The organism is Rossellomorea aquimaris (assembly GCF_001877785.1).
Classification (GTDB): domain Bacteria; phylum Bacillota; class Bacilli; order Bacillales; family Bacillaceae_B; genus Rossellomorea; species Rossellomorea aquimaris_A.
The window spans coordinates 653,687-674,640 of the sequence record NZ_MINN01000074.1; the positions used below are offsets into that span (position 1 = coordinate 653,687).

The following is a 20,954-nucleotide window of genomic DNA, read 5'->3' on the forward strand; positions in this document are numbered from 1 at the left end:
TCTACTCATCAGCTAACCAAGTTCGAAGTAATTTGGCGAACTCTTCCGGTTTTTCTTTTGCCATTCTTTCAAGCTGCTTACGTCTGATCGAACCATCCGTTTCTTCTTTAGGTTCAATTTCAGGTATCTCAGCAGGAATGCGTTCCTCTTCAATGTACAATTCTTCTTCCTTCTTCCTGCGTGATTTCAGCAGAAAGAAAATCAGCAATAAAATGATGATCAGCAGGATACCGCCGATGGCATATACCCACCAAGGAATCCCTTGTTTCGTGTCATCTTCAAATTCCATCTTTCCGTTAAACTCCTGAACTGAAACGACAACCTTATCTTCAATATCTTCATCTGTCAGTTCCGGGGATGATTCCTTATCGATGGAAGTCCTCACGATGGTGGATAGAACCTTTTGTATATCATCAATCCGGTCCTGTGGAAGTGAACTCTCGTCTGCAGGGTTCGGGGGTTCCACCATCACCTGTATTCCCAAGTCACGGATTTTGTAAGGACTTTCTACAATTTCGGACCTGATCCGGTTGACTTCATTATTGATCGTTTCTTCCATTCTTTCATAATCGCCGTTCGATCCGGTACCTTCTTGATACGAGTCAAGAGTATCATCTGTGTCTTCTCCGGATGGAACACCGCCTGGACCTGCCCCTTCTCCCGAAAAGGTTTCCGTGATTCTCTGTGCGCTTACGGCGATTCCTTCCATATTCTCTTCATCAACAGGCGTTACCATGTTTTTTTCATGATTTGCCTGGGTAAAGTCAATATCAGTCGATACCGAAACGACTACTTTATTGAAACCGATCAGTGTACCGAGCATATTTTGAACCTGGCGCTGGATATCCCGCTCGATTTCCTTTTTTACATCCATCTGCTGGGCGATATTTCCGCTCATTGAATTATTTTGAGATTCCAAATCGAAATACTCAAAAAACTGGTTCATGATGACGATATTCTCAGTAGGCAGATTCGGAACACTTTTTGATACTAAATGATAAAGTGACTTAATCTGACTCTGGTCCATATTAAAACCAGGATTGGTATTCAAAACGATCGATGCTGATGCATTCTGGGCATCATCATTGAGGAATACCTGCTCTTCCGGGAGATTAATCATGACCTTGGCATCTTTTACGCCTTCAATTCCTTTAATCAGGTCCACCAGCTCTGTCTGCATCGCATCAAGTTTCATGACGTCAAATTCATTATCCGTCATTCCAAATCCGGCATTCTTACTGAAGAATGAATAATCAATGCTTCCTGAATTTGGAATACCTTCAGCGGCAAGTTCCACTTTTAACGTATCTACTTGCTCTGAAGGCACGAGTATGGCTGTTCCACCCTCTGTGATTTGGGAAGGAATCCCCCTGCCATCAAGATTTTCCTTAATGGTGCCTGTCTCTGAAGGAGACAGATTTTTATACAGAGGCGCCATCGGTGTTTTTGTCATAAAAAAAACGGCAGCGCTTATGATAACGATGCAGCATAGCAAAACAGCTCCCATGACCGCTTTTTGCTTTTTCGTTCTGCTTGTCCAATATGTCTTTATTTGATTTGTATAATTCTTAAACGATTCATTCATTACAATCCTCCGGTACTCGACTGCATGTTTCTATTACATTGGCATTCTCATTATTTCCTGATACGCCTCAACGACTTTATTGCGTACTTCCATTGTTGTCTGAAGAGTGATACTTGCCTTCTGCGAAGCGATCATAACTTGATGAAGATCGACATTTTCGCCCCGCACCAGTTTTTCTGTCATTCTATCTGATTGAATCTGCGTTTGATTGACCTCTTCAATTGATTTTTTCAGCAATTGTCCGAAATTACTTGTGGCATCTGAGGGTGAAATTTGTTTTTCACTTAACGACGGACTTAAAAAATTCGGATTGACCGAACTTATACTATGTATGGCCATGAGTGCTGCCTCCTTACTTACCTATTTCAAGTGATTTCATCAGAATCGATTTATTTGCATTGAACACAGTGACGTTTGCTTCATAAGAGCGTGTAGCCGAGATCAGGTCGACCATTTCCCTGAGAGGGTCGACATTAGGGAGCTCTACATAGCCTTCCTCATCAGCATCCGGGTGTTCCGGGTCATAGACCATTTTAAAAGGCGTTGTATTATCCTCTTTTATCTTGGATACTTTGACCCCCTGTCCAACTGATTGAGTCCCTTTGTTCACGGCTGCATTAAGAAAGGATGAAAATCCCGCTTCCTTAGGTTCCATTACAACTGATTTCCTTCTATACGGCTCCCACTCACCATCTGCATTCACCTTCGCCCTTGTGGAATCTGCGTTTGCCATATTGGATGATATAACATCCATTCTTAATCTCTGAGCTGTCAGGGCGGAAGATGTAGTGTTTAAACTAGTGAAAATGGACAATGCTACTTACCTCCCCTGATAACTGTCTTCAAAGAGTTGAATTTTCCATTGATCCGATCTGACAGCGCATTGAAATAAATTTGGTTTTCTGCCATTTCAGACATTTCCTTGTCCAGGTCAACCCCGTTACCATTATGGTTAAATTGATAGCCATTCCTTGACTTCACAGCGGGATGTGCATCTGCAGACTTAAATGCGATATGCCTTGAATCTGTTCTTTTCGCATCCAATTGCATGGAATGATTCAGGACGGTTTTAAAATCCACTTCTTTTGCTTTATAGTTTGGAGTATCTACATTTGCTATGTTTTGAGAGATTGCTTTCTGATTTAAAGAGGCATAGTCCAGGCCCCTTTCTAGACTTGTAATCGTATTGGAAAATAATTTCACCTGAAGCACCTCTATCCATTTAATTAGTAAGATTCGGATACTTTTACAAATATAACTTCTTTCCGTCCTTATTGTAATGTTTAGGTCTAATAGTGTCTATGAATATTCAGTATTTTTTAACGAAAACCGTCGAAAAATGAAGAATTAATGACTTTAAACCTATAAAATGACCTATTATTGGAAACTTTTCTTACCGTTCATTACTCTACTGTTTCATTTCAGTTACACTTCATTACAAAGTTTTACATGGTTAATTTTATCAGCGGGTTCAACTTTCCTCTAGCAGAATATTTTTCCAATAAATCGACATTTCAAGACACATTTTCTACCTTTTTTATTACTTTTGAAAGTTTATATTTTACTTATCCTGTATGGTTGTAATAGTGTCGAAAAAAGTCGTAATAGAAATGTAACATCTTAATTTTACTACCCATATTGTAGAAGACAAGGCCTGGCTCTTGTCCTTTTATAGTCCATTCGGCTTATTTACTGCCTAATAATTGTCTATGGATACAACCTTTTCATCAGATAGCTGAATCCCCTTAAATTCTCCTGATAATTTCGGAACCAGAAAATCATAGACCAGCTGGATAGTGTTGCTGGCCAAATAAAAAATCCGTTATTCCTTTAGAAGGAATAACGGATTCTTATCATCTATTATTAATTTGTACGAAGCTTTTCAAGTTCGAGCAGGAATTTATTGTTAAGAACTTTGATGTATGTCCCTTTCATACCCAATGAACGGGATTCGATTACTCCGGCACTTTCAAGTTTACGAAGGGCGTTTACGATGACCGAACGGGTTATACCGACTCTGTCAGCGATTTTGGATGCTACCAATAAGCCTTCATTTCCATTGAGTTCTTCAAAGATATGTTCAATCGCTTCCAGTTCGCTATATGACAGGGAACTGATCGCCATTTGAACGACAGCCTTGCTTCTTGCTTCCACTTCGATTTCTTCAGCTTTTTCACGGAGGATTTCCATACCTACCACTGTCGCCCCGTATTCAGCAAGAATCAGATCATCATCCTCAAAGCTTTCCTGCAGTCTTGCAAGGATCAGCGTACCAAGACGCTCCCCTCCGCCGATAATCGGTACGATTGTTGTTAAACCGTCTTTGAATAACTCTCTATTTTCAACCGGGAAGGCAGTATATTCGCTTTCAACATCAAGGTTTGGAGATGTTTCCTGGATATTGAAAAGATTTTGAGTATATTGTTCAGGGAATTGACGGTCTTCAAGCATCTGCTTCATTCTTTCGTTTTCAATCTGCTGATTGATTGCAAATCCAAGAAGTTTACCGCGGCGGCTGACGACAAATACATTTGCTTCGATTACACCGCTGAGCGTCTCTGACATTTCCTTGAAGTTAACCGGTTTACCGGCAGCCTTTTGAAGCATGGCATTAATTGTTCTTGTTTTTCCTAATAAGTTCATTTTCATTTCCTCCTAGTACAACTAAATTGTATCTATTGTTATATTTATAAATTTTACTTCATTTTTCTAATCTTTTTTTCTATACCCATATCTTCGTTAATAAAAACTTAAAGGATGAACTGGCTTAAATCCTTATCTTTTGAAATGGCCCCCAATTTATCATCCACATACTGAGGAGTGATTTTAATCGTCTCCAGCGTTATTTCAGGTGCCTCAAAGGATAAATCTTCAAGCAGCTTCTCCATGATGGTATGAAGTCGGCGTGCCCCGATATTATCTGTATTCTGGTTCACTTCGAATGCTATTTCTGCCAGCCTACGAATAGCATCGTCAGAAAATTCAATTTGTATACCTTCTGTTTCCATTAAAGCAATATATTGCTTAATGATTGCATTATCGGGTTCAATCAATATCCGTACAAAATCTTCAGTGGAGAGTTTCTTAAGTTCCACACGGATCGGAAAACGTCCTTGAAGTTCCGGTATCAGGTCGGAAGGCTTTGACATATGGAAGGCCCCTGCCCCGATGAAAAGCATGTAATCAGTCTTCACGGAACCGTATTTAGTCACGACCGTCGATCCCTCCACGATTGGGAGTATGTCACGCTGAACACCTTCCCTTGATACATCTGCCGATGACTGTCCGGAACCTTTGCTGGCAATCTTGTCAATTTCATCAATGAAAATGATTCCAGACTGCTCAGCCCTGATGAGTGCATCCTGTGTTACTTCATCCATATCGATAAGCTTCTGTGCCTCTTCGTTGATGAGCACAGTCCTGGCTTCCTTCACCTTGAGCTTTCTCTTCTTCTTTTTCTTGGGCATGAAGCTGCTCAAGGCATCCTGCATGTTCATCCCCATATGTTCCATCCCTGACCCTTGAAGCATATCGAACATGGAAGCTTGCTGTTCTTCCACTTCAATGGTGATGAACTCTTCCTCCAGCTCGCCATCTTTCAATTTTTGTTCTGCCCTTGTTCTTTGCTCCCTCAATGACAGCTCTTCCTGCTTTTCCTGGTCTTCATCGGAAGGCTGACCGTTTCCGTTGCCGCCAAAAATCATTTCAAAAGGGTTTTTGTACGAAGACGATTTCTTCTTTGAAGGTACAAGCAGTTCGACAAGGCGGATTTCTGCGTTTTCTGCAGCACGTTCGCGCACCCCGGCCATTTTTTCCTCTTTAACAAGCCTTACAGCCGTTTCTACAAGGTCCCTGACCATCGACTCAACATCGCGTCCTACATAGCCGACCTCAGTGAATTTAGTTGCTTCAACCTTCACAAACGGAGCACGTACCAATTTAGCAATCCTCCGTGCGATTTCCGTTTTCCCCACACCTGTGGGTCCAAGCATAAGGATATTTTTCGGTATTACTTCATCTTTAATGGCTTCTGCCAGCAGGCTTCTCCGGTAACGATTTCTTAACGCGACAGCCACCGCTCTTTTCGCATCTTTTTGCCCTACAATATATTGATCTAATTTTTCAACGATCTGTCTTGGGGTCAATTGCTCAGCATTCTTTTTCAAATGACACACTCCTAACTTTTCTATCGTGTGAAAAAATATTATATTGAGCTATTCCAATACTTCTACAATGATTTGTTCATTGGTGTAGACACAAATATCAGCTGCAATCTGCAGGGATGCTTTTGCAATTTCACTTGCAGACAAATGCTCTCCCGAATATTGCTTCAATGCCCGGCCAGCCGACAATGCATAATTCCCACCTGAACCAATCGCTAAAATCCCATCATCAGGTTCAATGACTTCCCCTGTTCCGGAAACAAGAAGCAAATGTTTTTCATCCATGACGATGAGCATCGCTTCAAGCTTCCTTAATACTTTGTCACTGCGCCACTCTTTTGCAAGCTCCACCGCAGCACGCTGAAGGTTGCCGTTGAATTCATGTAGTTTCCCTTCAAACTTCTCAGACAATGTAAAAGCATCCGCAACCGAACCGGCAAAACCGGCCAGCACCTTGCCATTGAACAGTTTGCGTACTTTTTTTGCAGTATGTTTCATCACGACTGCATTCCCGAATGTCACCTGCCCGTCTCCGGACATAGCGCACTCTCCTTTATGCTGTACAGCAAAGATAGTGGTTGCATGGAATTGTTCCATTGTATGACCTCCAATATTAAGCACGCGGATGATGTGCCAGATATGTTTTTCTTAACTGATCTTTCGTCACATGCGTGTAAACCTGGGTTGCAGATAAATCAGCATGCCCCAAAAGCTCCTGCACGGACCTGAGATCTGCACCATTATTCAATAAATGCGTAGCAAAGGTATGTCTTAATTTATGCGGCGTGATCTTGCCTTTTAATGATGCATTATCTATGAGCTTATTCAGGATGAGCCTGATTCCCCTCGCAGTAAGGGCCCCGCCCCGATGATTGACGAATACGGCTGAATGACTTTGATCTTTAATAAGTGAAGGCCGTGATTGATTTATGTATGCAGTCAATGCATCTTGAGCAAAGCTACCAAATGGGACATATCTTTCTTTATTCCCTTTCCCTTTTACAAGAATCGTGGAAACTGCCAAATCCACATCCTTCAACTGCAGATTCGCACATTCACTCACCCGGATTCCGGTTCCGTAGAGAAGTTCGAAGATGGCTTTGTTGCGGATATCCAGCAAAGATTCTCCATTACAGGCTTCCAGCAGGACCTGAATTTCTTCTTCGTAAAAAAACTTTGGCAGCCTTTTCTCTTTTTTTGGAAGATTCACAAAAGAAAAAGGATTTTTATCCAGATGCTCCTCACGGTTAAGGAAACGGTAAAAGCTTCTCAAGCTTGATATTTTTTTTGAAATTGAGGCTCTCATCAGCTTTCTTTCGTGCAGGACGGTTAAGAAGAGCCGTGCATCGGAGTATTCCACTTCTTTCAGGGAATGAAGTCCCTGTTCTTTCATAAATACGTAAAACTCCTCGATATCATGACGATATTGTTCAAAAGTATAGGTGGAATACTGCTTTTCTATTTGTAAATATTCTATAAAAGATTGTAATTGATCTGATAAAGGATTTGACATATAGTGTACACCTCACAAGGGCTACTAAATAGTAACACAACCAAGCGGCCCATGCAATTAATTTTACATTTTTTTCACAAAGTTCTGAATTGTTTCTAATGCCCTTGCAGCATGCTTTTCATTCCGTTCTTTTTTGCCTCTTATCTTTTCAGTGAGCTCAGGGAAAAGTCCAAAATTCGCATTCATAGGCTGGAAATTCTTCTGACTGGCAGTCGTGATATACCTTGACATACTTCCTATCGCAGTTTCGTGCGGGAAGGTCAGCGGTTCTGTTCCTGCAGCTGCCCTTGCTGCGTTGATTCCTGCAATCAATCCGCTGGCGGCAGATTCAACATAGCCTTCAACGCCTGTCATTTGTCCGGCGAAGAATACTCGCTCATTATCCTTAAGTTGATACGTATCCTTTAATACTTTTGGTGAGTTGATGAACGTATTTCTATGCATGACTCCATACCTTACGATTTCAGCATTTTCAAGTCCTGGAATCAATCGCAGCACTTCCTTCTGCGGCCCCCATTTTAGATGTGTCTGAAAACCTACAATATTATAAAGAGTACCGGCAGCATCGTCCTGTCTCAATTGCACGACCGCGTAAGGTCTTTTCCCTGTCTTCGGGTCCTCCAATCCAACCGGTTTCATGGGCCCGAATAACATTGTTTTCTTGCCTCTTGATGCCATCACTTCTATCGGCATGCAGCCCTCGAAGAAGATTTCTTTTTCAAACTCTTTCAATGGTACGGTTTCCGCAGATATGAGGGATTCATAAAAAGCATTGAATTCTTTCTCATCCATCGGACAGTTCAAGTATGCTGCTTCCCCTTTATCATAACGGGACTTCAGATAGACTTTATCCATATCGATTGACTCTTTTTCGATAATCGGTGCTGCTGCATCATAAAAATATAAATGCTCTTCCCCGGTTACCTTCTTTATCTTCTCTGAGAGGCTTTCACTCGTTAACGGACCTGTAGCAATAATGGTGATGCCCTCGGGAATATCCGTGACTTCTTCATTAAACACAGTCACATTCGCATGGTTTTTCACCTTGTTCGTAACATAGTCCGCAAATTCATGACGGTCGACTGCCAAAGCGCCGCCTGCAGGTACAGAACATGAATCAGCGGCAGAAATGATGATGGAATCAAGCATCCTCATTTCCTCTTTCAGGACACCTACGGCATTGGTCAGGGTATTTGATCTTAGTGAGTTGCTGCAAACCAATTCCGCAAATTTTTCTGTGTGGTGGGCAGGTGTCTGACGGACCGGCCTCATTTCATATAGATTTACCTTTATTCCCCTTTTGGCAATCTGCCAGGCAGCTTCACTTCCCGCCAAACCGGCTCCGATTATATTTACAACTGTCATTTATTTAAGTCCTCCCGCATATTCCCATCATCTTAATCATATCCAATTTGAATTGTATAACAATACATATGGTTTAAAAACTTAAAAGCATTCTGTCATTTCAACATAAATCCCCTGATGGATATGTAAATGGTGAATGCGACTCTGTATGTTTTGTATAATTTCTACAAAAATGATAATTCATTTACAGCATGTTCAAAACAGAAAAGAACTGACCCGGCAGGCAATAGAATGATCGCCTTCTGGGACAGTCCCTCGTTACATTGTATAAGTACCGCAGTAAAGAAGCAATTGTTTTTTGATGACTCCCTCTTTATTTTTGCGGTTCTTCTTTGTAATCACAGTTTGTACACTGTATCTGATTGCCTTTTTTAAGCTTTTTCTCTACAAGAAGTTCAGAGCATTTCGGACATTTCCTTTCGATCGGTTTATCCCATGATAAGAAATCACATTCAGGATATTGATCACATCCGTAAAAGATCCGTTTCTTTTTACTTTTTCTTTCTATTATATTCCCTTTTTCGCACTTCGGACATTTCACTCCGATTTCTTTCACGATCGGCTTTGTGTTCCGGCAGTCAGGGAAATTGCTGCAAGCCATGAACTTTCCATACCGGCCCATCTTGAAAACCATCGGATGTCCGCACTGCTCGCAGTCTTCACCTGCAGGCTCATCACGAATTTCGATTTTTTCCATTTCATTTTCAGCAATGACCAAGTGTTTCTCGAAATCCCTATAGAATTCATCAATGATTCTTTCCCATTTCACTTTTCCATCTTCAATATCATCCAAGCTTCTTTCCATGTTGGCAGTGAATTCCACATCAATGATTTCCGGGAAGAACTCTCTTATAAGTTCTAAAACAATTTCTCCAAGTTCGGTTGGAACAAACCTTTTATTATCAAGGGAGACATATCCCCTTCTTTGGATTGTATCAAGTGTAGGCGCGTAAGTTGACGGGCGGCCGATTCCCAGTTCTTCAAGCGTCTTGACAAGCCTTGCCTCTGTATACCTTGGAGGCGGCTGAGTAAAGTGCTGTTTAGGATCGATTAATTCACTTTTTACTTTATCGTTTTCTTTCAGCTCCGGCAGAAGATTATCTTTTTCTTCCTTTTGATCGTCAGAGCCTTCTACATATACCTTCATAAATCCCGGGAATTTCACTTTTGAGCCGTTCGCCCTGAAATAAACCGGCCCATTCACCAGGTCCACACTCATTGTATCCATGACGGCCGGTGCCATCTGGCTTGCCACGAAACGTTCCCATATCAGTTTGTATAAACGGTATTGGTCTCTGGAAAGAAATTCTTTTACCGAGCCGGGGTCCCGCAATGTGCTTGTGGGACGGATCGCTTCATGCGCATCCTGGGCTTTTTGCTGTTTCTTTTCTTTTCTTTCCGATTGTCTTACAAAATCTCCACCATATTTTGAGGTGATAAATTCGTTTGCTTCTTTTTGAGCAACTTCTGAAGTCCGGGTAGAATCGGTTCTCATATAGGTGATCAAACCGGCTGTACCTTCTTTGCCTAATGCAATACCTTCGTATAATTGCTGTGCAAGCATCATCGTTTTCTTAGCACGGAAGTTTAATTTCCTGGCAGCTTCCTGCTGCAGTGAAGAAGTTGTAAAAGGAGGCGCAGGATTACGCTTTCTTTCCTTTTTGGTCACTTTGTTCACTTCAAAGGATTTCCCTTTTACTTTTGCAAGTACTGACTTGACTTCTTCTTCCGTCTTCAAGTCCACTTTTTTTCCATCAATCCCATAGAAGGATGCCTGGAATGTTTCTTTATCTTTTTTAAATTCTGCTTCAATGGACCAATATTCTTCCGGCTCGAAATTTTTAATTTCGTTTTCGCGGTCAATGATCAGTCTCACCGCTACAGATTGCACCCTGCCGGCACTTAGACCCTTCTTGACTTTCTTCCATAGCAGCGGGCTTATGTTATAACCGACCAGCCTGTCTAGTATTCTTCGAGCCTGCTGAGCATCAACAAGATCCATATTGATCGGGCGGGGATGCTTGAAAGACTCTTTGATCGCATCTTTTGTGATCTCATTGAATACTACCCTGCACTGCGACGCTGTGTCCATGTCCAAACTATGGGCGAGATGCCAGGCAATGGCCTCCCCTTCTCTGTCGGGGTCGGCCGCAAGAAAGATCTTTTTTGCTTTTTTGGCAGCTGTTTTCAACTCTTTCAACACAGGACCTTTTCCGCGTATTGTTATATATTTAGGCTCGAATTCTTTCTCTACATCGACACCCATTTGACTTTTAGGTAAATCTCTCACGTGCCCCATGGAGGCGCGTACTTTATATTTTTTTCCTAAATAACGTTCAATCGTTTTCGCCTTAGCCGGCGATTCCACTATTACTAAATAATCTGCCATCCAATATGCCTCCTTGAAGAGGAAAATAATCACTGTTTATTTTCATAAACTGTATTTAAGCTCCGTGGTAAACGGTTACACAGCTTTCCATACAGTATATATTCAGCGGGGAGTCTTTGCTCCGGTTAACTTGTTATGTTCTCTTCTGTTGTTTTCGATACCTGTTGCAAAATGTATAACAGTTTGCAAAGAATTGCAACCTTTTTGTATAAATTAATACGTTATTTTCTCTATTTGATGGAAAAAAAGCTACTTTATTACATGATTGTATATAATTTTCTGTAACTTTATACATCGAGCTCGAAAAAAATGTCTTCTATTGATAATACCATCTTAGCCCCTTCTTTTATCAAGGTATTTGTACCTTCCGATAGCTTCTGGTTAACTGAACCGGGGATGCACAGGATATCCCTTCCTTCATTTAAGGCATAATCTGCTGTAATAAACGTACCGCTCTTTTTTTGTGCCTCGGTCACCAAAATTGCCTGCGATAAACCGCTTATGATCCTGTTTCTAAAAGGGAAATGCCATTTTTGGGGTTTAGTATCCGGAGGGTATTCTGAGATGAGAAGCTGCTCCTTCATCATGTACTCTGCAAGCTGAATGTTTTCCCGCGGGTATATGTGGTGAAATCCGCCTGCAATCACGCCGATGGTAGGGGCGCCCGCACGTATGGCTGATTTATGCGCCATCGTATCGGCACCCCTGGCCAGTCCGCTTATAATGACAACATTTTTCTCAGCGAGACCCGGCATCAAAATCCTGAGGTTATCGCAGGTATAACTGGTGGCCTGCCTGGAACCCACAACTGCAAGCTTTGTTTGAAACTCCAGGAGCTCTCTCCTTCCTTTCATAAAAAGGATAAAAGGAGGATCATAAACATTTTTTAATAGATCAGGGTAATTTTCGTCATAGATTGATATCCAGTGAATATCGTGTTGCTGATAATATTCTTGGTAATAATCAATATTGAAAGTGTGAAAATCGCTGTAGAATAATTCAGCGTGAAGGGCGGTGGAGCCTGATAGCCGCATGATGGAGGAAAGGGGTAAATTGTAGATTTTCATCGGGTCGGACAATTGCGAAAGTAATCGTTTTGTCCCTTTGTTTCCAAGACCTCTGCAGTGCTGCATATGAAATAGTAAACGGGTAATTTCCTTCATTAAAAACCTCCTGCTTATTAGTAGTTGATAGGTAAATAGAAATAAGAGGCTGAAAGCAGCAGGCCCAGCCTCTTATTTCATAATTAATGAGTTTTACACTTATCAAAAATTCCTTCTTCTTTAAGGACCTTTATTAATGTTTCGCCCATGTCTGAAGGAGTAGGAGCCACTTGAATGCCGCACTCATTCATGACGCGGATTTTTTCATCAGCCGTCCCTTTTCCTCCTGATATGATGGCACCGGCATGCCCCATACGTTTTCCTGGAGGTGCCGTACGTCCGCCGATGAAGCCTACTACAGGCTTCGTCATGTTGGCTTTGATCCATTCAGCTGCTTCTTCCTCAGCAGTTCCGCCAATTTCACCGATCATGATGACTGCGTACGTGTCTTCGTCTTCATTGAAAGCTTTTAATACATCAATGAAGTCCGTACCGTTAACAGGGTCTCCACCGATACCTACAGCAGTTGATTGCCCGATACCAGCTTGAGAAAGCTGATGAACCGCTTCGTATGTCAATGTCCCTGAACGGGATACAACTCCAACATGACCTTTGGTATGAATGTAACCAGGCATGATCCCGATCTTACATTCTTCAGGAGTGATGACTCCTGGACAGTTCGGTCCTACAAGACGCGTTTTCTTTCCTTCCATATAACGCTTCACTTTGACCATGTCTAGTACCGGGATATGCTCCGTGATACAAATAGCTAAATCAAGCTCAGCATCAACCGCTTCCATGATTGCATCTGCAGCAAATGGAGCAGGAACATAGATTACTGAAGCGTTGACTCCTGTTGCTTTCTTTGCTTCTTCAACCGTATTGAAGACAGGAACGCCTTCAACCTCAGTTCCGCCTTTACCAGGTGTGACACCTGCCACGATTTGTGTACCGTATTCAAGCATTTGCTTTGTATGGAAAAGAGCTGTTGATCCAGTGATCCCCTGCACAACAACCTTTGTATCCTTGTTAATAAATACGCTCATTTGTCCCCCGCCTTTCTTAGCCTACTTGCTCAACGATTTTTTGTGCGCCGTCTGCCATTGATTCAGCTGCAATAATATTCAATCCGGACTTATTCAGGATCTCTTTACCTAAATCTACATTAGTACCTTCAAGGCGAACTACCAACGGTACTTCCAGACCGATTTGCTTAGCTGCTTCAACCACACCCGTTGCGATGACATCACATTTCATGATTCCGCCAAAGATATTGACAAAGATACCTTTCACATTTTCATCAGAAAGGATGATCTTGAATGCTTCCGTTACTTTCTCGGCAGTCGCACCGCCCCCTACATCAAGGAAGTTAGCCGGATCTCCGCCATAATGCTTGACGATATCCATCGTTGCCATTGCAAGACCTGCTCCATTTACCATGCAGCCGATATTTCCATCCAGAGAAATATAACTTAAATCATATTTAGAAGCTTCAATTTCTTTTGCATCTTCTTCCTCAAGGTCACGTAATCCCATGACATCTTTTTGACGGTATAACGCATTGGAATCGAAGTTGAATTTCGCGTCAAGAGCCATTACATCTCCACTGCCTGTAACGACCAATGGGTTGATTTCAACAATCGAAGCATCTTTTTGGATATAAACATTGTAAAGTCCAAGCATGAATTTAGCCGCTTTATTGACAAGTTCTTTCGGTATATTGATGTTGAAAGCGATACGGCGCGCCTGGAAACCAGTCAGCCCTACCACCGGATCGATGTACTCCTTGAAGATTTTTTCAGGAGTAGCTTCTGCCACCTCTTCAATTTCAGTTCCGCCTTCTTCAGAAGCCATCAGGACAACCTGTGAAGTCGCACGGTCCAATACTAGTCCAACATAATATTCTTTCTTGATATCACAGCCCTCTTCGATAAGTAAGCGCTTTACTTCCTTACCTTCCGGCCCAGTCTGATGAGTGACCAATGTCTTCCCAAGTAACTCTTCTGCATATGTACGCACTTCGTCAAGGCTCTTGGCAATCTTGACACCGCCCGCTTTACCGCGGCCTCCTGCGTGGATTTGAGCTTTTACTACATAAACGCTGGAACTAAGCGTTTTCGCCGCTTCTACCGCTTCTTCAGCCGTGAAAGCCACTTTACCATTCGGTACGGATACCCCGTTATTTCTGAGGATTTCTTTACCTTGATATTCATGGATATTCATTTTCCATCCTCCTATCAAACTCTTCAAAAAATAGACTGCGCTTTCATTGTATAAAATGACAGATTATCTGTCTACCATTATGCTAAAAATATTATATTAATTTAAAAATTCTGAACAAAAGTTACGCTTTTTCACAATATTTACCGGGCTGATCAGTCATTGTGCATTGTATTTTATTATACTTGTAAAATTATTTCCGGCCCTTTTTTCGCTATTTCCAATTATCAGGTTTTTCTCTTCGCCATTTCTTTATCCAATCTGTATACAAAAGCAAACACTTCAGCTACGGCTCCGTACAACTCTTCAGGAATCGATTCTCCTACATCGATCTTTCCCAGTAAGGCTAATAGACTCTTATCTTCCTGAACAGCAACGCCGTTTTCGGCTGCCTTTGTAATGATATTTTCAGCAATAATCCCTTTCCCTTTTGCCAATACTCTTGGCGCTGACTCCGAGGACTGATCATATCCGAGTGCTACTGCTTCTTTTCTTGGAAATGATGTCATATTTTCATATCAACTCCCGAATAGGTGATTGAATGCATCTCCCGGGTCCTCTTTTTTGATATGTCGTCCCCGTCATTCACTTTCTTGAATTTCACTGAAGTAAGTTGATAGTTCATATTTTGAAGGGATTCTTTGAGAACTGGAAAATATGAATGGGATATATCACTTATTTCTTCGTTTTCATTCCATATTGACAGTGAGATGATCCTATTTTGTACGTTCATATCCACAAGGGTTTCATTTAAATTTCCCAGATTAAGATAAAATAGAACCCGGCAGTGATCACTGTCTATCCTGCCTTTTTCCTTTTCCCTTCCCGTCCACTGTACAGTAATATCTGTCTGTCGTCCGTATAAATTGAGAGGGAACTGTTGGACGATATTCAAGACAGAGGACTGATCCCATGACATTAATGCCGGATGGTTCATTTTATGAACAAGCTTTTCTGCAAGTTCCCGTATTTCAAGTCCGGGGTTCTGAAGGATCAGCCTGATCAGTTTCTCTTTAAGAGTAGGTAAATCAGAAGCCTGAGCACTATACTGGCTATGGAGCTGTGATTCAAAATTCAAACCGAGAGTGCGGATCATCCCTTTCAATGCGCGACCTAATTCCTCACCCTTCAGGCTTGACAACAATTCTGCTTCAATCCCGGCACTTAACATATTAAAAACCTTTCCTTCATTAGAAAGGGGAATATTCTTATTCCACTTGGCATAGAGGACAGAATAATTCTTGTCCAGGACCTGGAGGTCGGAATCTCTCATTAACTCTATTAAATTGCCCAGGATCCTCCCAAGTGCCCCTTCATTTAAGCCAGGGGATGCCTGCTTGAAGATGTTGTTCAACACCGAGTCAATCATGGCCTTATTTGCCTTGCCTCCGCCGCCGATTTCCTCACCTGATTTAGATGTCACAAATTCGATATCCTGGCGTGACTCCGGGCGGGAAATAAGCTTCCTCATACTGCCCATTAAATCAAGAAGTTGTTTAAGTGTTGTCCCGTTTTTATGAAGTGAGTCGGAAAGTGCATCCTTCAACCCTGCATTCATATTTTGAAAGGTGGTACCCTTTGGCAGGATGCCCAGAGATCTTAACAGTTCAAAATTCGCATGCCTTTGGGAAAAAGGTTCAGACTGATCCAGGGCATTCCCCATTGCTTTAATCGTCATTTGCTTGGCCAAATGGAGCCCCAGCGGGTTTTGGACCTTCCTGATCAGGTCCAGAGTATCTTGAGCAGACCCCAGGGCTGTCAGGCGCTCTTTAAGACTGCTCAGGAGCCCGCTGAATGTATCCTGGCCCTTTCCTGCCTCCAGGGATAACAGCACGTTTTCTGACAAGGGGAGGTTTGCTTTCAGCATATGGATCAATACAGGAAGCCGTATATGCAGGTTTCCGCCATTGATTTTCTCTGCAGTGAACTTAATCAATTCGCCTGTGATCGGAATATCATTATCAATCAAACTGCTGACCGAATTTAGAAGTATCTTATCAGCAGTCTGATAATGAAATTGACGGATCAACGCTTGAGCCGCTTCCATGCTGTCTTTCTTCCCGGAAATTTTCTGAATGACACTCAGGCTCAACACATCCCCGGCATTTTGCACCCTCATCCAATACTCCTTACCTGCCTCTAAAGGGGCATCCAGCTTCGCAATGAATTTCCTGCCTGCAGCCGACACCTCCGCCATTCCTTCACCAATATACTTTCGTACAGTAACATGAAGGATTCTTCCATTTTGCATAGAAAAAGGTTCACTAATAATCTTGGGTGAAGCTTGAGAATTGTGTGCACCGTGAATATCATTCATTATTATTACTCCCTTATCCTTTTAGATCATAATCCTTTACAGGAGCAAAGCTTCTTCTGTGTATTGGGGTAATCCCTCTCAAATTCAGACCTTCTAAGTGCTCCCTTGTACCGTAACCGGCGTTTTGATCAAATCCATAACCCGGATATTGCACGGCATATTCTTTCATCAGGTTGTCACGGGTAACTTTGGCAATGACTGAAGCTGCAGCAATCGAAATGCTCTTAGAATCACCCTTGATGATTGATTCCTGCGGGTATGGAGTCTGAAGTTTCATCGCATCGATCAAAAGAAAATCAGGGTTGCAATCAAGGTTTGAAATGGCCAGAAGCATTGCTTTCTTTGTCGCTTCATAAATATTAATTATATCTATCTCCCCGGCCTCGATCATCCCGATTCCAATGGAATGGGCTTTTTCCTGAATTACCTTGAAGTATTCGTCCCGTTTTGCTTCAGACAGCTTTTTACTGTCATTTAAACCTGCAAGATAAAAGTCGGGGTGCAATATAACAGCCGCGGCAACTACCGGCCCTGCCAACGGGCCCCTGCCAACTTCGTCTATACCGGCCACAAGCGAAAACCCTTCCTTATAAAGCTTCTTTTCAAAAAATGTCAGCTTTGCAAAGTCTTCCTTTTCCTTTTTCAGCTTTTGCAGTTTACGATTGTGGCTTTCTATTATTCTTTGTACACCTTTTCTATTGTCACTATGTAATTGTTCAATAAGCGGATCATTTTCTGCTATATCTTCCATCAGGGTCTTGATTTCATTTATTGTCATATTGCTAATATCCAATGGGCCGTTCTCCTTTTCTTAATATCGGATCATTGTCAAAAAAATAAAGAGGCTTCCAAAAAGAGCATTCACCTCTTTAAAGAGCCTCTGTCTATTATATATCGTCACTTTCCAATTCTTCAATCATATCAAACGTCATCGGGCCAAGCTGAACATTCCTAATATCCCGGATGATGACTTCCGACGTCTTGTCATAGTTCACTTCTCCTCCGGCCATCAGGCATCCGCGCTTCTTGCCGACTGCATCGAACTTTGCGAGAACCTCTTCCGGTATCTCATCAAGACTGTAGCGCTCCTTCAGCCGATCGGGATAATGGGTCTCCAGAAACTTCAATCCGAATAAAGCGATATCCTGCAAATTCAATATCGTATCTTTTATTGCACCTGTAAGAGCAAGTTTATACCCTACTCTTTCATCTTCGAATTTCGGCCACAATATTCCGGGAGTATCCAGGAGTTCAAGTTCCTTCCCCACTTTAATCCACTGCTGGGCTTTCGTCACCCCCGGAGTATTACCGGTCTTGGCAATATTCTTTTTCGCCAGACGGTTGATTAAAGTTGATTTACCGACATTGGGAATGCCGACAATCATTGCCCTTATGGCACGCGGTCTCATTCCCCGGGATTTCATGCGGTCAAACTTTTCTTTAAGGATATCTTTCGCTGACTGGACAATAGAATGAAGTCCCTTACCGCCCTGTGCGTTGACAGCAAGCGCTTTAATACCCTGTTCCTCAAAGTATGTAATCCACTGATCGGTTTTCACTGGGTCGGCCATATCCGCTTTATTAAGCAGGACCAGGCGGGGCTTCTGACCTATGATTTCTTCAATCATGGGGTTCCTCGATGATAAAGGGATACGTGCATCCACAAGCTCAATGACGATGTCGACCAGCTTTAATTTTTCTGTTACCTGCCTGCGGGCTTTAGCCATATGTCCAGGAAACCACTGAATCGTCATATGACCACCTCCAAACTTACTTTTTACTATTATTCCACTATTCCTATATCTTTAACAGGCCAATAGATGAACTTTGTGTCGCCGATTACTTCTTCAAAAGGAACGGTGCCGATGTGACGGCTGTCCTTGCTGAATCTCCGGTTGTCACCCATTACAAAAATTTCGCCTTTCGGTACGGTTTCCCTGTCGATGATGTCCTTCAGGGAGAAATCTTCCGTCAAAGGCCCTTCGCTGACCTGATCTTTATATTCCTGCAAATATGGTTCCTCATATGCTTTGCCGTTCACATATAACGTATCATTCTTATATTCTATTTTATCGCCTGGCAGCCCAATCACTCGTTTAATATAATCCTTGTGCTCGGGTGCATGAAAAACGACGATATCGAATCGATCAGGATTGCCAAGCTTGTTGACGATCATCCTGTCCCCATTTTCCAGAGTAGGTGTCATAGATAAACCGTCCACCACGATTGGTGCAAACAAAAAGTATCTGATAATAGCAGCCAGTCCAACCGCAATCAAGAGGGCTTTCATCCACTCCCACCACTCGTTTTTCTCTTTAGCCAACACATCCACCACCCAATGTAATTTCCTATCTTTTTCTATTCTACTAGAAAATCCTTTTTTTCACAGTATAAAAGGAGGAATTACTCCATTAGCCCCAATCCTGCTGCTGATGGATTGCAGCCGGGATCAGTCAGCACTGGGCCCGTCACTAAAGCCCGGCAGCGTCATCCCTTTAGAGAAGAATGGTTTAAACAAGAAGAAAAGGAGCTTGTCTCCAAGCTCCTTTTCATACATTCTTGATTATCGAATTTCTTTAATACGAGCCGCTTTACCGCGAAGGTTACGCAAGTAGTAAAGTTTCGCACGACGTACTTTACCGCGACGGATAACTTCCAACTTAGCAATCTTAGGTGTGTGTACAGGGAAAGTACGTTCAACACCTACACCGTAAGAAATTTTACGAACAGTGAATGTTTCGCTGATACCGCCTCCGCGGCGTTTGATTACTACACCTTCGTATACCTGAATACGTTCACGAGTACCCTCAACGATGTTAACGTGTACACGTACTGTATCACCAGGACGGAAAGATGGTAGATCAGAGCGAAGCTGTTCTTTAGTAATGTCTTCGATTAATTTGTGCATCTTATTCAACTCCTTCCAACAGATGTTCTTACAAAAGCGATGGATTGCAGCGGAACATCGGGATCAGTGATTTGAGGAAAAGCCCTCAAGCCACAAAGAATATATTAACATACTGGATATCAGGATGCAATAGATTATCTCGACTTTTCCCATTCCTCTATCCATTGTTTTTGTTTTTCGGATAAAGTGTGGTTTCCCAATAGGTCCGGCCTTCTTTCAAATGTCCTCCTGAAGCTTTCTTTCTCTCTCCACTCTTCTATCAGTCGATGGTTGCCGGAAATCAGCTCAGAAGGAACTTTCATCCCCCGGAAATCAGCAGGGCGCGTGTAGTGGGGGTGCTCCAGTAGTCCGGATGAAAAAGAATCCTTCACAGGTGAATCTTCATTACCCAGGACCCCCGGGAGTAGTCTGACGACACTGTCGATGACGACCATAGCTCCCAGCTCCCCGCCTGTCAGAACATAGTCTCCGATAGAGATTTCATCGGTGACAACATGTTCCCTGATTCTTTCATCATATCCCTCATAATGCCCGCAGATGAATATCAGATGTTCTTCCTTCGCTAATTCCTCTGCTTTTGACTGGGTGTAACGCTCTCCCTGGGGACACATCAGTATGACACGGGGTTTCAATTCATTTTCACCCTTCAAGCTCTCCACCGCATCAAAAATCGGCTGTGGCTTGAGCACCATGCCTGCTCCGCCGCCATATGGATAGTCATCCACCTGACCATGTTTATTGTCGGCAAACTCCCGGAAATTGATGACATTGTACGTAACAGCCTGCTTCTCATTTGCTTTTTTCAAAATCGACTCTCCAAAAATGCCAGTGAACATTGCAGGGAAAAGTGACAATACATCAATTTTCATCATGAAAGAAGCCCTTCCATTGGTTCAATCACAATTAAACCTCTCTCAATATCTACTTTCTTTACCACATCTTCAATAAATGGAATCAGATGTTCTTTTCCCTTCTCACCCTTTACGACCCATACGTCGTTCGCCCCAGGACTGAGAATTTCTTTGACCAATCCCACTTCTTCACCCTGGATGGTCGTTACTTTACACCCGATGATTTCATGGTAATAATATTCGCCTTCTTCCAGTTCCTGCAATTGATCTTCCTGAATTTTAAGAATGCCTTCTTTGAATTGTTCTACCTGATTGATATCGTTATAACCCTCAAATGTTAAAAGGTCAAAATTCTTATGAGTCCTGTGCTTTTCAACTATCAAAGAAAGCGGTTCTTTCTTTTCAGGAAGAAAAAGATGAAGGGTGTTCCCTTTTTGATAACGTTCTTCAGGAAAGTCAGTGCTTGAGACCACTTTTACTTCTCCTTTGACACCGTGTGTATTCACTATTTTACCTACATTAAACCAATTTTCCATACTA

Annotated in this window: 21 protein-coding genes; all 21 read right to left on the reverse strand. The window is 42.3% G+C overall.

All coding sequences use genetic code 11. The annotated features are described in order from the left end of the window. Position 1: 1 nt before the first annotated feature. A complete protein-coding gene (gene fliF / locus BHE18_RS07120) occupies positions 2 to 1,585 on the reverse strand; it encodes a flagellar basal-body MS-ring/collar protein FliF (protein WP_071617888.1) in 1,584 nt (527 codons plus the stop codon). Positions 1,586 to 1,618: 33 nt separating this feature from the next. Next, entirely contained in the window at positions 1,619 to 1,924 is a 306-nt protein-coding gene (fliE, locus tag BHE18_RS07125; RefSeq protein WP_071617889.1) for a flagellar hook-basal body complex protein FliE, read from the reverse strand. Between the two features lie 13 nt (positions 1,925 to 1,937). Beyond that, the gene (flgC, locus tag BHE18_RS07130) at positions 1,938 to 2,399 is read right to left on the reverse strand and encodes a flagellar basal body rod protein FlgC (protein ID WP_071617890.1); all 462 of its coding nucleotides are present in this window, start codon (positions 2,397 to 2,399) and stop codon (positions 1,938 to 1,940) included. Positions 2,400 to 2,401: 2 nt separating this feature from the next. Further along, positions 2,402 to 2,788, reverse strand: a complete 387-nt coding sequence (gene flgB / locus BHE18_RS07135) for a flagellar basal body rod protein FlgB (protein WP_071617891.1) — start codon at positions 2,786 to 2,788, stop codon at positions 2,402 to 2,404. 660 nt (positions 2,789 to 3,448) lie between these two features. After that, entirely contained in the window at positions 3,449 to 4,228 is a 780-nt protein-coding gene (gene codY / locus BHE18_RS07140) for a GTP-sensing pleiotropic transcriptional regulator CodY (RefSeq protein ID WP_071617892.1), read from the reverse strand. Positions 4,229 to 4,335: 107 nt separating this feature from the next. After that, positions 4,336 to 5,751, reverse strand: coding sequence for an HslU--HslV peptidase ATPase subunit (gene hslU, locus BHE18_RS07145; RefSeq protein WP_071617893.1), 1,416 nt, complete (start codon positions 5,749 to 5,751; stop codon positions 4,336 to 4,338). Between the two features lie 48 nt (positions 5,752 to 5,799). Further along, the gene (gene hslV, locus BHE18_RS07150; RefSeq protein ID WP_071617894.1) at positions 5,800 to 6,345 is read right to left on the reverse strand and encodes an ATP-dependent protease subunit HslV; all 546 of its coding nucleotides are present in this window, start codon (positions 6,343 to 6,345) and stop codon (positions 5,800 to 5,802) included. A 16-nt stretch (positions 6,346 to 6,361) separates the two neighbouring features. Next, entirely contained in the window at positions 6,362 to 7,261 is a 900-nt protein-coding gene (gene xerC, locus BHE18_RS07155; RefSeq protein WP_071617895.1) for a tyrosine recombinase XerC, read from the reverse strand. A gap of 63 nt (positions 7,262 to 7,324) precedes the next feature. Next, positions 7,325 to 8,626, reverse strand: coding sequence for an FADH(2)-oxidizing methylenetetrahydrofolate--tRNA-(uracil(54)-C(5))-methyltransferase TrmFO (gene trmFO, locus BHE18_RS07160; protein WP_071617896.1), 1,302 nt, complete (start codon positions 8,624 to 8,626; stop codon positions 7,325 to 7,327). Between the two features lie 313 nt (positions 8,627 to 8,939). Beyond that, a complete protein-coding gene (gene topA / locus BHE18_RS07165; RefSeq protein WP_071617897.1) occupies positions 8,940 to 11,015 on the reverse strand; it encodes a type I DNA topoisomerase in 2,076 nt (691 codons plus the stop codon). A gap of 287 nt (positions 11,016 to 11,302) precedes the next feature. Then, positions 11,303 to 12,178 (reverse strand): DNA-processing protein DprA, encoded by an 876-nt coding sequence (gene dprA / locus BHE18_RS07170; RefSeq protein ID WP_071617898.1) that lies wholly within the window; start codon positions 12,176 to 12,178, stop codon positions 11,303 to 11,305. 83 nt (positions 12,179 to 12,261) lie between these two features. Next, positions 12,262 to 13,164 (reverse strand): succinate--CoA ligase subunit alpha, encoded by a 903-nt coding sequence (gene sucD / locus BHE18_RS07175; protein WP_071617899.1) that lies wholly within the window; start codon positions 13,162 to 13,164, stop codon positions 12,262 to 12,264. Positions 13,165 to 13,180: 16 nt separating this feature from the next. Next, positions 13,181 to 14,341, reverse strand: a complete 1,161-nt coding sequence (gene sucC / locus BHE18_RS07180; protein ID WP_071617900.1) for an ADP-forming succinate--CoA ligase subunit beta — start codon at positions 14,339 to 14,341, stop codon at positions 13,181 to 13,183. Between the two features lie 224 nt (positions 14,342 to 14,565). After that, the gene (locus BHE18_RS07185) at positions 14,566 to 14,847 is read right to left on the reverse strand and encodes an EscU/YscU/HrcU family type III secretion system export apparatus switch protein (protein WP_071617901.1); all 282 of its coding nucleotides are present in this window, start codon (positions 14,845 to 14,847) and stop codon (positions 14,566 to 14,568) included. Beyond that, the gene (locus tag BHE18_RS07190) at positions 14,844 to 16,655 is read right to left on the reverse strand and encodes a hypothetical protein (protein WP_071617902.1); all 1,812 of its coding nucleotides are present in this window, start codon (positions 16,653 to 16,655) and stop codon (positions 14,844 to 14,846) included. Before BHE18_RS07190 ends, BHE18_RS07185 begins: the two co-directional genes overlap by 4 nt. Positions 16,656 to 16,668: 13 nt before the next feature. Continuing rightward, positions 16,669 to 17,442, reverse strand: a complete 774-nt coding sequence (locus BHE18_RS07195) for a ribonuclease HII (RefSeq protein WP_141771840.1) — start codon at positions 17,440 to 17,442, stop codon at positions 16,669 to 16,671. 100 nt (positions 17,443 to 17,542) lie between these two features. Then, positions 17,543 to 18,409 carry a ribosome biogenesis GTPase YlqF gene (ylqF, locus tag BHE18_RS07200; RefSeq protein ID WP_071617903.1) on the reverse strand — a complete coding sequence of 289 codons (867 nt, stop codon included), beginning with the start codon at positions 18,407 to 18,409 and terminating at the stop codon, positions 17,543 to 17,545. A 29-nt stretch (positions 18,410 to 18,438) separates the two neighbouring features. After that, positions 18,439 to 18,978, reverse strand: coding sequence for a signal peptidase I (lepB, locus tag BHE18_RS07205; protein ID WP_071617904.1), 540 nt, complete (start codon positions 18,976 to 18,978; stop codon positions 18,439 to 18,441). A gap of 240 nt (positions 18,979 to 19,218) precedes the next feature. After that, positions 19,219 to 19,563: a 50S ribosomal protein L19 gene (rplS, locus tag BHE18_RS07210; protein WP_032088854.1), complete on the reverse strand. Its 345-nt coding sequence runs from the start codon at positions 19,561 to 19,563 to the stop codon at positions 19,219 to 19,221. Between the two features lie 134 nt (positions 19,564 to 19,697). Continuing rightward, complete coding sequence (gene trmD, locus BHE18_RS07215) at positions 19,698 to 20,432, reverse strand: tRNA (guanosine(37)-N1)-methyltransferase TrmD (protein WP_171910683.1); 735 nt, start codon at positions 20,430 to 20,432, stop codon at positions 19,698 to 19,700. Next, positions 20,432 to 20,950, reverse strand: a complete 519-nt coding sequence (gene rimM, locus BHE18_RS07220; RefSeq protein WP_071617906.1) for a ribosome maturation factor RimM — start codon at positions 20,948 to 20,950, stop codon at positions 20,432 to 20,434. The genes trmD and rimM overlap by 1 nt, the downstream gene beginning before the upstream one ends. Positions 20,951 to 20,954 lie beyond the last annotated feature (4 nt).

Bases quoted from the DNA above. Each gene is read 5' to 3' on its own strand.
- fliF (WP_071617888.1), bottom strand. From the start codon at position 1,585: ATGAATGAATCGTTTAAGAATTATACAAATCAAATAAAGACATATTGG.
- fliE (WP_071617889.1), bottom strand. From the start codon at position 1,924: ATGGCCATACATAGTATAAGTTCGGTCAATCCGAATTTTTTAAGTCCG.
- codY (WP_071617892.1), bottom strand. From the start codon at position 4,228: ATGAACTTATTAGGAAAAACAAGAACAATTAATGCCATGCTTCAAAAG.
- hslV (WP_071617894.1), bottom strand. From the start codon at position 6,345: ATGGAACAATTCCATGCAACCACTATCTTTGCTGTACAGCATAAAGGA.
- xerC (WP_071617895.1), bottom strand. From the start codon at position 7,261: ATGTCAAATCCTTTATCAGATCAATTACAATCTTTTATAGAATATTTA.
- trmFO (WP_071617896.1), bottom strand. From the start codon at position 8,626: ATGACAGTTGTAAATATAATCGGAGCCGGTTTGGCGGGAAGTGAAGCT.
- topA (WP_071617897.1), bottom strand. From the start codon at position 11,015: ATGGCAGATTATTTAGTAATAGTGGAATCGCCGGCTAAGGCGAAAACG.
- dprA (WP_071617898.1), bottom strand. From the start codon at position 12,178: ATGAAGGAAATTACCCGTTTACTATTTCATATGCAGCACTGCAGAGGT.
- sucD (WP_071617899.1), bottom strand. From the start codon at position 13,164: ATGAGCGTATTTATTAACAAGGATACAAAGGTTGTTGTGCAGGGGATC.
- sucC (WP_071617900.1), bottom strand. From the start codon at position 14,341: ATGAATATCCATGAATATCAAGGTAAAGAAATCCTCAGAAATAACGGG.
- BHE18_RS07185 (WP_071617901.1), bottom strand. From the start codon at position 14,847: ATGACATCATTTCCAAGAAAAGAAGCAGTAGCACTCGGATATGATCAG.
- BHE18_RS07190 (WP_071617902.1), bottom strand. From the start codon at position 16,655: ATGAATGATATTCACGGTGCACACAATTCTCAAGCTTCACCCAAGATT.
- ylqF (WP_071617903.1), bottom strand. From the start codon at position 18,409: ATGACGATTCAGTGGTTTCCTGGACATATGGCTAAAGCCCGCAGGCAG.
- rplS (WP_032088854.1), bottom strand. From the start codon at position 19,563: ATGCACAAATTAATCGAAGACATTACTAAAGAACAGCTTCGCTCTGAT.
- trmD (WP_171910683.1), bottom strand. From the start codon at position 20,432: ATGAAAATTGATGTATTGTCACTTTTCCCTGCAATGTTCACTGGCATT.
- rimM (WP_071617906.1), bottom strand. From the start codon at position 20,950: ATGGAAAATTGGTTTAATGTAGGTAAAATAGTGAATACACACGGTGTC.